This is a genomic window from Ralstonia edaphi (assembly GCF_958350185.1).
Lineage (GTDB): Bacteria > Pseudomonadota > Gammaproteobacteria > Burkholderiales > Burkholderiaceae > Ralstonia > Ralstonia edaphi.
On record NZ_CATWHI010000006.1, the window covers coordinates 174,279 to 187,094 of the forward strand.

At 65.4% G+C, this 12,816-nt stretch carries 9 protein-coding genes; 4 read left to right on the forward strand and 5 right to left on the reverse strand.

Features of this window, described 5'->3' with window-relative positions:
• Window positions 1–26: 26 nt before the first annotated feature.
• The 4 genes from R2669_RS21080 to R2669_RS21095 form a co-directional block, all read right to left on the reverse strand.
• Entirely contained in the window at window positions 27–1,529 is a 1,503-nt protein-coding gene (locus R2669_RS21080) for a tripartite tricarboxylate transporter permease (protein ID WP_027677912.1), read from the reverse strand.
• A gap of 19 nt (window positions 1,530–1,548) precedes the next feature.
• Window positions 1,549–1,971, reverse strand: a complete 423-nt coding sequence (locus R2669_RS21085) for a tripartite tricarboxylate transporter TctB family protein (RefSeq protein WP_316901954.1) — start codon at window positions 1,969–1,971, stop codon at window positions 1,549–1,551.
• A gap of 294 nt (window positions 1,972–2,265) precedes the next feature.
• Window positions 2,266–2,718 (reverse strand): DUF2214 family protein, encoded by a 453-nt coding sequence (locus R2669_RS21090; protein WP_316901928.1) that lies wholly within the window; start codon window positions 2,716–2,718, stop codon window positions 2,266–2,268.
• A gap of 45 nt (window positions 2,719–2,763) precedes the next feature.
• Window positions 2,764–3,984: a CaiB/BaiF CoA transferase family protein gene (locus R2669_RS21095; protein ID WP_316901929.1), complete on the reverse strand. Its 1,221-nt coding sequence runs from the start codon at window positions 3,982–3,984 to the stop codon at window positions 2,764–2,766.
• A gap of 207 nt (window positions 3,985–4,191) precedes the next feature.
• Between R2669_RS21095 and alaS the strand changes: the two genes are divergently transcribed.
• The 4 genes from alaS (at window position 4,192) to R2669_RS21115 (ending at window position 11,839) form a co-directional block, all read left to right on the forward strand.
• Entirely contained in the window at window positions 4,192–6,834 is a 2,643-nt protein-coding gene (gene alaS, locus R2669_RS21100; RefSeq protein WP_316901930.1) for an alanine--tRNA ligase, read from the forward strand.
• A 502-nt stretch (window positions 6,835–7,336) separates the two neighbouring features.
• On the forward strand, window positions 7,337–8,452 hold the full coding sequence (locus R2669_RS21105) for a purine-nucleoside phosphorylase (protein ID WP_316901931.1): 1,116 nt from the start codon (window positions 7,337–7,339) through the stop codon (window positions 8,450–8,452).
• Complete coding sequence (locus R2669_RS21110) at window positions 8,449–9,498, forward strand: purine-nucleoside phosphorylase (RefSeq protein ID WP_316888193.1); 1,050 nt, start codon at window positions 8,449–8,451, stop codon at window positions 9,496–9,498. Before R2669_RS21105 ends, R2669_RS21110 begins: the two co-directional genes overlap by 4 nt.
• A 232-nt stretch (window positions 9,499–9,730) precedes the next feature.
• Window positions 9,731–11,839, forward strand: coding sequence for a TonB-dependent siderophore receptor (locus R2669_RS21115; protein WP_316888190.1), 2,109 nt, complete (start codon window positions 9,731–9,733; stop codon window positions 11,837–11,839).
• Window positions 11,840–11,884: 45 nt separating this feature from the next.
• On the opposite strand, the gene R2669_RS21120 is transcribed toward R2669_RS21115, so the two are convergent.
• Complete coding sequence (locus R2669_RS21120) at window positions 11,885–12,793, reverse strand: LysR family transcriptional regulator (RefSeq protein ID WP_316901932.1); 909 nt, start codon at window positions 12,791–12,793, stop codon at window positions 11,885–11,887.
• Window positions 12,794–12,816 lie beyond the last annotated feature (23 nt).

Below are 12,816 nucleotides of genomic sequence, written 5' to 3' on the forward strand. Positions count from 1 at the left end.
ATGCAGCAACGTCGCCGTTCTTATTCCTATTCCTCTTGAAACGCTTCCTCGCGTTTTCTGTTGATGGCGGGCAGCGCCACCAGCAAGACGAGGATGCCTGCCGCAATGAGCAGCCCCAGCGACAGCGGCCGCGTCACAAACGTAGAGAAATCCCCGCGCGAAAGCAGCAGCGCGCGGCGGAAGTTCTCCTCCATCATCGGCCCTAGCACGAAGCCGAGCAGCATGGGCGCCGGTTCGCAGCGCAGCTTGACGAACATGTAGCCGATCAAGCCGAAGAGCGCCGTCTGGAAGATATCGAACGTCGTGTTCGACACCGAATACACGCCGATGCAGCAGAACACCAGGATGGCTGGATACAGGAAACGATACGGCACCTTCAACAGGCGCACCCACACGCCGATCATCGGCAGATTCAGCACGATCAGCATCAGGTTGCCAATCCACATCGAAGCGATGAGGCCCCAGAACAGCGCGGGGTTGCTGGTCATCACCTGCGGGCCGGGCTGGATGTTGTGGATGGTCATCGCGCCGACCATCAGCGCCATCACGGCGTTGGGCGGAATGCCCAGCGTGAGCAGCGGAATGAACGACGTCTGCGCCGCGGCGTTGTTGGCCGATTCGGGGCCGGCCACGCCCTCGATGGCGCCCTTGCCGAATTCGCTCGAATACTTCGAGGTCTTCTTCTCCAGCGAGTACGACGCGAACGACGCCAGCGTCGCGCCACCGCCCGGCAGGATGCCCAGCACCGAACCAAGCGCCGTGCCGCGCAGCACCGCCGGGATCATCCGCTTGAAGTCTTCGCGGCTGGGCCACAGGTTGCGGACGTGCTCGACGAAGGTTTCGCGGTGTTCCTTCTGTTCGAGGTTGGCGATGATCTCGGCAAAGCCGAACACGCCCATCGCCACCGACACGAAGTTCAGCCCGTCGGCCAGCTCCGGCACGTCAAACGAATACCGCGCGGTGCCCGAGTTCACATCGGTGCCGACAAGGCCGAGCAGCAGGCCTAGCACGATCATCGCAATCGCCTTGACGAGCGAGCCCGACGCCAGCACGACCGCGCCGATCAGGCCCAGCACCATCAGCGAGAAGTATTCCGCCGGCCCGAAGTTGAACGCGAATTCGGACAGCGGCGTGGCAAATGCCGCCAGCACCAGCGTGGCCACGCAGCCTGCGAAGAAGGAGCCCAGGCCGGCGGTGGCCAGCGCCACGCCGGCGCGTCCGCGCCGTGCCATCTGGTAGCCGTCGATGGTGGTCACCACCGATGACGATTCGCCGGGCAGGTTGACCAGGATGGCCGTGGTGGAGCCGCCGTACTGCGCGCCGTAGTAAATGCCGGCCAGCATGATGAGCGCGGCCACCGGCGGCAGCGCGTACGTGGCCGGCAGCAGCATCGCAATCGTGGCGATGGGGCCCAGGCCCGGCAACACGCCGATCAGCGTACCGAGCACGCAACCGATGAACGCGTAGATCAGGTTCTGGATGGAGAGCGCGGTGGAGAAGCCGAGCGCGAGATTGGCGAAGAGGTCCATGGTGTCGTGTGCCTCTCGCTCAATTGCCGATGAAGGCAGGCCACACCGGGAACTGCAGCTTGAGCCCGTAGACGAAGGCCGCGAGGCTCATCACGACCATGGCGAGGGCGGTGCCGGCGGCGCCCTTGAGGGTGAATTCGTGGCTCGCCATGCTGGAGACCAGCACGAGCACCACAATCGATAAGACGAGCCCAAGCGGTTGCAGCAACAGCCCGAACAGCACCACGGAGCCGAGAACCCACAGCAGCGTCTTGACGTCCCAGCGCGGAATGCGATCGATCACGCCTTTGCGTGACAGCGATTGCACGACCACCACCACGCCCAGCAGTACGAGCACCACGCCCAGCCAGAACGGGAAGTAGCCCGGCCCCATGCTGCCCGCCGTACCCATGCGATAGCTGCGCGCCAGAATGGCAAACGCCGCACCGGCCACGATGAACATGATGCCGGATGCAAAGTCCTGGTGACTGCGGATCACCGGACGACCTTGTGGATCGTTCTGCAAGTCTGGTCTCCTCGGGGTGGCGTGCCGCGTCGGGTGTGGCAGGCCGCCTTGTGCCTTGTAAGGCGACCAAGTTTGCACGCTAAGCAGACTGGCTTTCAAGCACCTTGCGGAGGGGAGGGCGGGCCTTGTCATGGCCCCGCGCGGCGCCTGGGCAAACGATTCAGGGTTTGTCCCTAGGGCTGCGCTAGGGAAATTCGGGGCCGCTCAACACGATTGCCTGGCCCCCTGCAATCACATGCCGATACCGCGCGCCATCAGCACGGCCGCCAGTGGAATGAAGATGATCAGGTGCGACTCGATCATGACCCAGCGGCGCGTCTTGGCAATCTCCGATGGCGTGGGCACGAAGTCGGGCAGAGTCTTCCCTTGCTTCTTCCAGCGCAGGATGTTGATGGTCGGAACGATCGACATCAGGCCTACGAGGATGAACAGGCCAACCTTGAGGTGGAATACCGGGTTGTGAACGTAGAAGGCGTAGCCCTTCGCTCCGTAGACGACGCGGAGCACGCCGGTGACAACCACCGCCACCGCCGCGGCGCCGTACGCGGCGTCATAGCGCGCCAGGCGCTTGCGGATCTCGGGCGTCATGTCGGGCCGCAGTACAACGGCTTCGGCGGTGATGAAGACGATCAGCGTGAAGATCGAGATGTAATGCAGGTAAGCCAGCAACGCATCAAGCCACATGTTGACCTCGTCAGGGTAGGAAAGGGTTAGCGTAAATTGCCGGGCTCAGATCACGCCGCGCGTGCGCAGCGTTTCGATCTGCTCCGTGTTCAGATTCAGTACGTCGCGCAGCACGGCCTCGGTGTGTTCGCCCAGCAGCGGCGGATGGCTTGCGGCCTTGGGCGGCGTGGCGCTCATCTTGACGGGGCTGCCGACCAGCTTGACGGTGCCGGCGCTCGGATGAGGAAGATCGACGCGCAGGCCGCGCGCCTGCACCTGCTCGTTGTCGAACACCTCGTCGAGCGAGTTGATCGGGCCGCACGGCACGCCGGCGGCTTCGAGCTTGTCGATCCATTCGCCTTTGCTCAGGCGCTTGACCATCTCCGCCAGAATCGGCACCAGCACGTCGCGGTTGGCCACGCGCTGCGGGTTGGTGGCAAAGCGCGGGTCGTCGGCCAGCTCGGGCATGCCGCCCGCATCCACAAAGCGGCGGAACTGCCCGTCGTTGCCGACCGCCACGATGATCCAGCCGTTTGCTGCCTGGAACGTCTGATACGGCACGATGTTTGGATGCGCGTTGCCCCAGCGCTTCGGTGCCTGGCCGCTGGCCAGGTAGTTGGTGTTCATGTTGGCCAGCATGGCGACCTGCACGTCGAGCAGCGCCATGTCGATGTACTGGCCCTCGCCGGTGCGGTCCCGATGGGCAAGAGCGGCCAGCACGGCGACGGTGGCGTACATGCCGGTCATCAGATCGGAAATGGCCACGCCGGCTTTTTGCGGGCCGCCGCCGGGCAGGTCGTCGCGCTCGCCGGTCAGGCTCATGAAGCCGCCCATGCCTTGCACGATGAAGTCGTAGCCGGCTCGGGCGGCGTAGGGGCCGGTCTGGCCGAAGCCCGTGATGGAGCAGTAGATGAGGTCGGGCTTCACCGCCTTGAGCGATGCGTAGTCGAGCCCGTATTTCTTGAGCTGGCCGACCTTGTAGTTCTCGAGCACCACGTCGGCGTGCGCGGCAAGCTTGCGGACGATGTCCTGGCCCTCGGGCGTGCTGATGTCGACGGTGATGGAGCGCTTGTTGCGGTTGGCAGCCAGGTAGTACGCAGCTTCGGCGGTGTCTTGGCCGGCTTCGTCCTTGAGCCAGGGCGGGCCCCAGGTGCGGGTGTCGTCGCCGGCGCCGGGACGCTCCACCTTGATGACGTCGGCGCCAAAATCGGCGAGGTTTTGCGCGCACCAGGGGCCGGCAAGCACGCGGGTCAGGTCGAGAACACGAAGATGGCTCAGAGCGCCCATAGGTTGACGAATCGACACGATTGGAACGGGTGCACTCTACACCACGCCCCGGTGAGGCCCCGGGCCCTTGCGACCAACCGCGGAAAATGCGGCGCAGAATGGACGCGACCCGGGCGCGAACCCCGTATAATCAACGGTTTGCACTAATCCAAGGCGCTCAGGAGCGGGATGCTCCAAGGCGCAATGCTGACTCCGGCACCCCGCGACATGAAAGCCTCCGATATCCGCCAAAAATTCCTGACGTTCTTCGAGACGAAGGGCCACACCGTGGTGCGCTCCTCGCCGCTGGTGCCGGGCAACGACCCGACGCTGCTGTTCACCAACTCCGGCATGGTGCAGTTCAAGGACGTCTTTCTCGGCACCGACAAGCGCCCGTACGTGCGCGCGGCCTCCGTGCAGCGCTGCCTGCGCGCCGGCGGCAAGCACAACGACCTGGAAAACGTTGGTTACACCGCGCGTCACCACACGTTCTTCGAAATGCTCGGCAACTGGTCGTTCGGCGACTACTTCAAGCGCGACGCACTCGTGTGGGCGTGGGAACTGCTGACGCAGGAATACAAGCTGCCGGCCGAAAAGCTTTGGGCCACCGTCTACCAGACCGACGACGAGGCCTACGACATCTGGACCAAGGTCATCGGCCTGCCGCCCGAGCGCGTCGTGCGCATCGGCGACAACAAGGGCGCGCCGTACGCCTCCGACAATTTTTGGCAGATGGCCGAAACCGGCCCGTGCGGCCCGTGCTCGGAAATCTTCTACGACCACGGCGCGGACGTGTGGGGCGGCCCCCCGGGAAGCCCGGAAGCCGACGGCGACCGCTACATCGAAATCTGGAACAACGTGTTCATGCAGTTCGATCGCCAGCTCGATCCGGCGACCGGCGAATACACGCTGACCCCGCTGCCCGCACCGTGCGTCGACACCGGCATGGGCATGGAGCGTCTGGCTGCGATCCTGCAGCACGTGCACAGCAACTACGAGATCGACCTGTTCCAGGCGCTCATCGCCGCTGCCGCGCGCGAGACCAACACCAAGGATTTGGCCAACAACTCGCTGCGCGTGATTGCCGACCACATCCGTGCATGCTCGTTCCTGATCGTCGACGGCGTGATTCCGGGCAATGAAGGCCGCGGCTACGTGCTGCGCCGGATCATCCGCCGCGCCATCCGCCACGGTTACAAGCTCGGCTGCCGCGCAGCGTTCTTCCACAAGCTCGTGGACGACCTCGTCGCGCAGATGGGCGAAGCCTATCCGGAATTGCGCGAGGCGCGCGACCGCGTGGTCGAAGTGCTGCGTACGGAAGAAGCCCGCTTCTTCGAGACCATCGAGCACGGCATGTCGATCCTCGACGCCGCGCTGGGCGAGCTGAAGACCTCCGGCGCCAAGATGCTCGACGGCGAACTGGCCTTCAAGCTGCACGACACCTACGGTTTCCCGCTGGACCTGACGCAAGACGTCTGCCGGGAGAACGACGTGATCGTCGACGAAGCCGCCTTTGATGCCGCCATGACTCGCCAGCGCGAACAGGCACGCGCCGCCGGCAAGTTCAAGATGGCCGCCGGCACGCTCGACTACACCGGCGACAAGACCACCTTCCACGGCTACGAGCAGCTCGTGCGCGAAACCGCGCGTGTGACGGCGCTGTTTGTGGATGGCGCATCGGTGCAGGAAATGCATCCGGGCCAGACCGGCGTGGTGGTGCTGGACCACACCCCGTTCTATGCGGAATCGGGCGGCCAGGTTGGCGACCAGGGCACGCTGAAGGCCGCGACCGTCTGGTTTGACGTGGTCGACACGCTGAAGGTGCAGCCCGAAGTGTTCGGTCACCACGGCGAGCTGCGCACCGGCGTGCTGAAGGTTGGCGACGCCGTGGCGGCGGAAGTGGACGCAGTGCGCCGCGCGCGCACCATGCGCAACCACTCGGCAACGCACCTGATGCACAAGGCGCTGCGCGAAGTGCTGGGCAGCCACGTGCAGCAGAAGGGCTCGCTGGTCGATGCGGAAAAGACGCGCTTCGACTTCTCGCACAACGCACCGATGACGCCGCTGCAGATTCGCGAAGTGGAAGCGCGCGTCAACGCAGAAATTTTTGCCAACGCTGCCACCAGCGCGCAGCTGATGGGCTTTGACGACGCGGTCAAGAACGGCGCGATGGCGCTCTTCGGCGAGAAGTACGGCGACGAAGTGCGCGTGCTGTCGATCGGTTCGTCGAAGGAATTGTGTGGCGGCACGCACGTGGCGCGCACGGGCGACATCGGCCTGTTCAAGATCGTGAGCGAGTCGGGCGTGGCAGCGGGCATCCGCCGTGTGGAAGCCATCACCGGCGACAACGTGCTGCACTACCTGCAGACGCTCGATACGCGCATCAACGAAGCGGCCGCCGCACTGCGCGCGCAGCCGTCGGAACTGACGCAGCGGATCGTGCAGGTGCAGGACCAGGTCAAGACGCTCGAGAAGGAACTGGAGCGCCTGAAGTCGAAGCTGGCCGCAAGCCAGGGCGACGAACTCGTGAGCCAGGCCGTGGACGTGGCCGGCATCAAGGTGCTGGCTGCCAAGCTGGACGGCGCCGATGCCAAGACGCTGCGCGAGACCATGGACAAGCTCAAGGACAAGCTGCAGACCGCGGCCATCGTGCTGGGCAGCGTGAGCGACGGCAAGGTCGCGCTGATTGCCGGCGTGACGGCCGACGCCACGGCCAAGGTCAAGGCCGGCGAGCTGGTCAACTTTGTCGCCCAGCAGGTCGGCGGCAAGGGCGGCGGCCGCCCGGACATGGCACAGGCTGGCGGCACGGAGCCGGACAACCTGCCGCAGGCGCTGGCCGGTGTGGCAGCGTGGGTCCAGCAGAAGGTCTGATGTAACGCCTTCGCACCGCATGCGCTGAACGGCGCGCGTTCCCGGCAACGGGGCGCGCGCCGTTTTGTTTTGGGCGATCAGCGAGGGGGGGCTTCCAGTTCGAAGACGCGTAGGCGGTCGTTTCGGCGCCATGCGCTGAACGATGCCGAGCGTAGTGGCCTCGGCCTGCTTCCCCGGGTCGTGGCCGACGGTGCTGGGTCGCAAGGCACCGGCGATCGGCGTGACGCGGAACCATTTGCACAACGCATCAACGGATTTTCCGTAGGGCGGTAGCCTGAATTTCAGGGCAAGGCGCGCCCCGCTGTGGGGCTTGTCTGCGCCGTAAGAACAAGCTCCGGAACGGTGCCCGGCTGGAGACAGGCGCCGCCATGGCCTATACCGGACACGTTGCCGATTGCGTAGAGATTGTGTGCCCCCTGGCAGGCAACTTGCATCGGTGGCGCGCGCTGTTCCCCACAGCGCGGGTTGATCCCATCCCTATCCCCAAAATCCGAGGAGAACCATGAGCGTCCTATCTGAGAAGGTCGACGCCCCGCCGCCGCAGCCGCCGCACCGGCTGCTCGGGCGCAAAGGCAAACGATTGGCGCGTGCCGTCGCGGTTGGCGCGTTGCTGGCGGCGGGCGTTGGCGCGTCGACGCAGCCGGGCGCGCAACTTGCGCCGGAGTCGCACGCGCGCAAGGTCAAGGTGCTGATCATCAGCATGTTCGCGCCCGAGGCGCAGCCGTGGATCGACAAACTCGGCCTCACGCAGGACGTGCCGGTGCCGGGCCTGTCCATCGACTATCCGAACGTGCATTGCAACGCCAGCGACGTCTGCCAGCTCACCACCGGCATGGGCAAGGCGAATGCTGCGTCGTCGGTGTCGGCGCTGATCTACAGCGGCAAGTTCGATCTGCAGCGCACGTACTTCCTCGTGGCGGGCATTGCGGGGATCGACCCGTCGCAGGGCACGCTCGGCAGCGCCGCGTGGGCGCGCTTCCTGGTCGACAGCGACATCGCGTGGGAGATCGATGCGCGCGAGGTGCCCGCCAGCTGGCCGAACGGTTTCATCGGCATCAACACGCAAGGCCCCGGGCAGAAACCGCCGCTGGATTACAAGACCGAAGTGTTTCGCGTGAACGAGGCGCTGCTGCAGAAGGCGCTGGCGCTTTCCAAGGGCGCGGTGCTGGACGACAACGCCACCGCGAGGGCCTATCGCGCCAACTACCCGAGCGCACCGGCCAACCAGCCGCCCTCCGTCGTGCAATGCGACACCGCTGCGGGCAACACGTACTGGCACGGCGCCAAGCTGGGCGAGCGCGAAGCCGCGTGGGTCAAGCTGCTGACGGACGGGCAGGGCACCTACTGCACCACGCAGCAGGAAGACAACGCCACGTTCGAAGCACTCACACGCGGCTCCAAGGCGGGCCTGCTCGACCTGCAGCGTGTGGCCGTGCTGCGCACCGCGTCCAACTTCGATCGGCCGTATCCGGGGCAGACGCCGTATGACTCGCTGGTCAACAGCAACTCGGGCGGGTTCGTGCCGTCGCTCAATAACCTGTACCTGGCGGGCGGTCCGCTGGTCAACGAGATCGTCACGCGCTGGAGCGTGTGGAAACACGGAGTGCCCTCGCCATGATCGATTCCCGACTCAAGATGCCCATGCCTCGTTTGCGTACGATCGCGAAGCTCTGCGCCGTCGGTGCCGCAGCGCTGACCTTGAACAGCTGCGCGTTCGACGGCGTCAAGGTCATCGTCATCAATATGTTCCAGGGCGAAGCCCAACCCTTTATCGACCGCTACGACCTGAAGGAGAAGGTCTACATCTCCGGCCTGTCGCCCGACGCACCCAACATGCTGTGCAATTACGACGGCATCTGCCAAGTCACCACGGGCATGGGCTATGCGAATGCCGCGTCGACGATTTCCGCGCTGCTCTATCGCAGCAAGCTGGACCTCTCGCACACCTACTTTGTGATTGCCGGCATTGCGGGCATCGATCCGGGGCAGGGGACGGTGGGCTCGGCGGCGTGGGCGCGGTATGCGGTCGATTACGGCCTTTCGCACGAGATCGATGCGCGCGAGATGCCGGCCGGCTGGCCGTACGGCTACTTCGGCATTGGCACCAAGGGCCCCGGCGAGAAGCCGCCGATGGACTATCGCACGGAGGTGTTCCAGCTCAACGAGACGCTGCTGCAGAAGGCGTACACGCTGTCGAAATCGGCGACGCTGGAAGACAGCCCCGAGGCCATCGCCTTCCGCAAGAACTACGCATATGCGCCGGCCAACCAGCCGCCTGCCGTCATCCAGTGCGACGTGGCTTCCGCCGATACATGGTGGGCCGGCCGCAACCTCGGACAGCGCGCACGTGACTGGGTGAAGACGATGACCGACAACAAGGGCACCTACTGCACGACGGCGCAGGAAGACAACGCCACGCTGGAAGTGCTGACGCGCGGCGCCCGTGCCGGCAAGGTCGACTTCAGCCGCGTGGCACTGCTGCGCGCCGGGTCCGACTTCGACCGTCCGTACGACGGCCAGACCGCCTCCGACGGGCTCATCAACTACGCGCAGCAGGGCGGTTTCGTGCCGGCCACGCACAATCTCGTCAATGCGGCCAAGCCGTTGTTGGACGACATCGTGCAGCACTGGCCCCAGTGGAAGCAGGGGGTGCCGGCGAATTAACAGTTGCTGACATCACATTTCAATCTATATAATGCGAATCATTCTCATTTGATGGAAGGCCACGGGCGAATGCCCACCCGCTGACCATCGCTCCAGCCGGGCGAGCCAGCGGGTTTCCACCTGCCAGCCAACAGATCGACGCGCCGCGTGATGTTTTGCGGCGCGTTTTTCTTCTCTCAGCGCATTGCCGCGCGTCCGGTTTCGCCAATCCTGATCGACCCTGTTGCCTGCGATGAACCGTCATCTCACGGCCCGCGCTTTTTCCTGCGCGCTCGCCGCCATTCCTCTTGCCGTTTCCACATTGGCGCATGCCGAAGCAGGCCAGCCGGCCGCAGGCAGCGCGACGGTCGACCTCAACGAGACGACCGTCACGGCAGGCAGCCAGCGGGGCTTTGCAGCCAGCACGGCGCAGGTCGGGGCGTTCCGCGGCATGGCGTTGCGCGACATTCCTGCTACCGTGAACGTGGTCACGCGCGAGGCGCTCGACGCGCAGCAAGACACGTCGCTGTACGACGCGCTGCGCAATACGGCGGGCGTGACGCGCCAGCAGTTGTCGGGCGAAACGTTCGACAACCTCGCCATCCGCGGCGTCACGCTGGAGAACCGCACCAATTTCCGCTTCAACGGCTCGATGCCGATTCCGGCGCTCACGGCGATCCCGCTGGAAGACAAGGAACGCGTGGAGGTGCTGAAAGGCGTGTCGGCGCTGTATTACGGCTACACGACGCCGGGTGGCGTGGTGAATCTCGTGACCAAGCGGGCGGGCAACACGTCGGTCACCACGCTGGGCATGCAGTTCGACAGCAACGGCACCGCTGTCGGCACGCTCGACGTCGGCCGGCGCTTCGGTGAAGACAATCAGTACGGCATTCGCTTCAACGCCGCGGGCGGCTCGTTGCAGTCGCCTACCAGCGGCATTGACGGCACGCGCCAGCTTGCCGCCGTGGCCTTCGACTGGAAGGTCAACAGCCGCCTGAGCCTGAAGGCCGACGTGGAATATTCGCGCAAGGTCATCACCGAGCAGTCGGTGGTGACGCTGCCCGCCGCCAAAAACGGCGTCATCACCTTGCCGGCCATGCCCGACCCGAGCAAACGCATTTCGCCGGGCTGGGCCGACTTTGATGGCAACAACACCAACGCGCTGCTGCGTGCCGATTACGCGCTCGCCGATGCGTGGCTGCTGACGGTGGAGGGCGGCATCTCGGAGACGGCGCGCACGCGGGCGTTTTCCGAATTCAAGCTGACCAACGCGCTGACGGGCGCCGGCACGCTGTCCGGCCAGCGCCAGAGCGGTCGCTGGAATACAAGCCACGTGCGGGCCGACGTTTCCGGTACCGAGAAGACGGGTTGGATCACGCACGACCTGACCTTCGGCATTGCGCGTTCCGACATGCGTCAGGCGGCGGTGTACTCCGACCGCTTTTCTGGCACGCAGAATCTGTACAACCCCGTCGACCTCGGCTGGCTGCCCACCACCGGCACCGGCTTTACGGCCGAGCAGCGCGCGGTTGATACCGGCGTCTACGCGCTCGATCGCGTGACGCTATCGGAGCACTGGCAAGTCATCGCCGGCTTGCGCTACACGCGCTACACCAGCGAGCAGGCGCCCAACCGCTATGAGGCCAGCAAGACCACGCCGCTGGGTGCCGTCATCTACAAGTTCACGCCGGCGCTGTCGGCGTATGCGTCGTACGCGCAGGGCTTGGAAGCCGGCGCGCGGGCACCGAACACGGCCGCCAACGCCAACGTGGCCATGCCGCCTGCGCTGTCGGAACAGAAGGAAGTAGGCGTGCGCTACGAGACGCCGGCCGGCACGCAACTCGCCGCCGCTGTGTACGACATCGACCGGGCGGCGAGCTACACCAACGACGCAAACATCTTCGTGCAGGACGGCCGCGAGCGGATTCGGGGTATCGAACTGACCGCGCAGGGGCGCGTCACCAAGGACTTGTCGCTGCTGGCCTCCGCCGGCTGGACGGACGCGAAGTTCCGCGGCGTTGGCAACGGCCTCGACGGAAAAACGCCGGAAAACACGCCGCGCAGCACCGCCAGCGTTTTTGCCGAATACACGTTGCCGATGCTGCCTTCCGTCTCGTTCAACGCGGGCGCCTACTATCTCGGCCCGCGCCCCGTGAACGACGCCAACCAGGCAGAGCTGGGCGGCACGACGCTCTTTAGCGCCGGCGTGCGCTACGTGACGCGCATTTCGGGCAAGCGCGCAACGCTGCAATTCAACGTCGACAACCTGACCGACAAGCGCTACTGGGCGGGCGCCGGCAACAATCGTCTGTCGATGGGGGCGCCGCGGCTCTTCAAACTCGGCATGAAGATTGACCTGTGAGATCGGTCAGCTGAGGGCGGTGCAGTCTCGATCTCTGCTTTCCCATCAGGCTGCAACGGCCTCGCGCGCAGAGGCCTTTGCCGTCGGTTGCGGCTCGCTCAGCAGTTGCACCAGCGCCTGCAGGGCGGGGCCGGCCATGTCGCGGTGCCAGGCAAGCAGCGTGTCGACACGGCCCGGCTTGCCGAGCACGTGGATGCTGATTTCCGGGGTATTCGTGTAGAGCTCGAGCACCGAGCGCGGCACCAGCGCCACGCCAATCCCGGCCGCCGCGCACGCGATGATGGCATGGTACGAGCCAAGCTCCAGCACCCGCGACGGCACCACGCCGTCTGCTGCAAACCAGTCTTCGATCAGTTGCCGATAGGCGCAGCCAGGTTCGAATGCGAGCAGGCCCATGGTCTGCACATCCGAAGCGCGGCGGATGGGCGGATGGGCGCGGTGTGCAATCAGTACCAGCTCTTCCGCAAAGGCCGGCAGCGTCGTCATGGCGGCGCGCGTGTTGTTCAGGCACGCGGTTTCGGCAACGAACGCGCAATCGACTTCAAAGTTCGACAACGCCTGGAGCGACTGGCGCGTGGTCATCGTTACCAGTTCAAGCTGCACACGCGGCCAGCGCTGATGCAGCGTGGCGAGCAGGGCCGGCAGGCGGCTGGCCGCCGTGCTTTCCATCGAGGCAATGCGCAGGCGCCCGTGCGGCTCGCGCGGCTGCACGGCCTGGCGCGCTTCGGCGGCCAGGCGGAGGATGTCGTCGGCGTAGGTCAGCAGGGTCTGCCCGGCCGGCGTCAGCACCATGCGCTTGCTTTCGCGCACAAACAGCTGCACGCCGAGCGAAGTTTCCAGCTGGCGGATGCGGGTCGTCACATTCGACTGCACGCGATTGAGCTGCTGCGCCGCCCGCGTGACACCGCCTTCGCGCACGACCGTCCGGAAGATCTCGAGCGAGGACAGATCCATGATGTATCTCAAATGCTAATGGG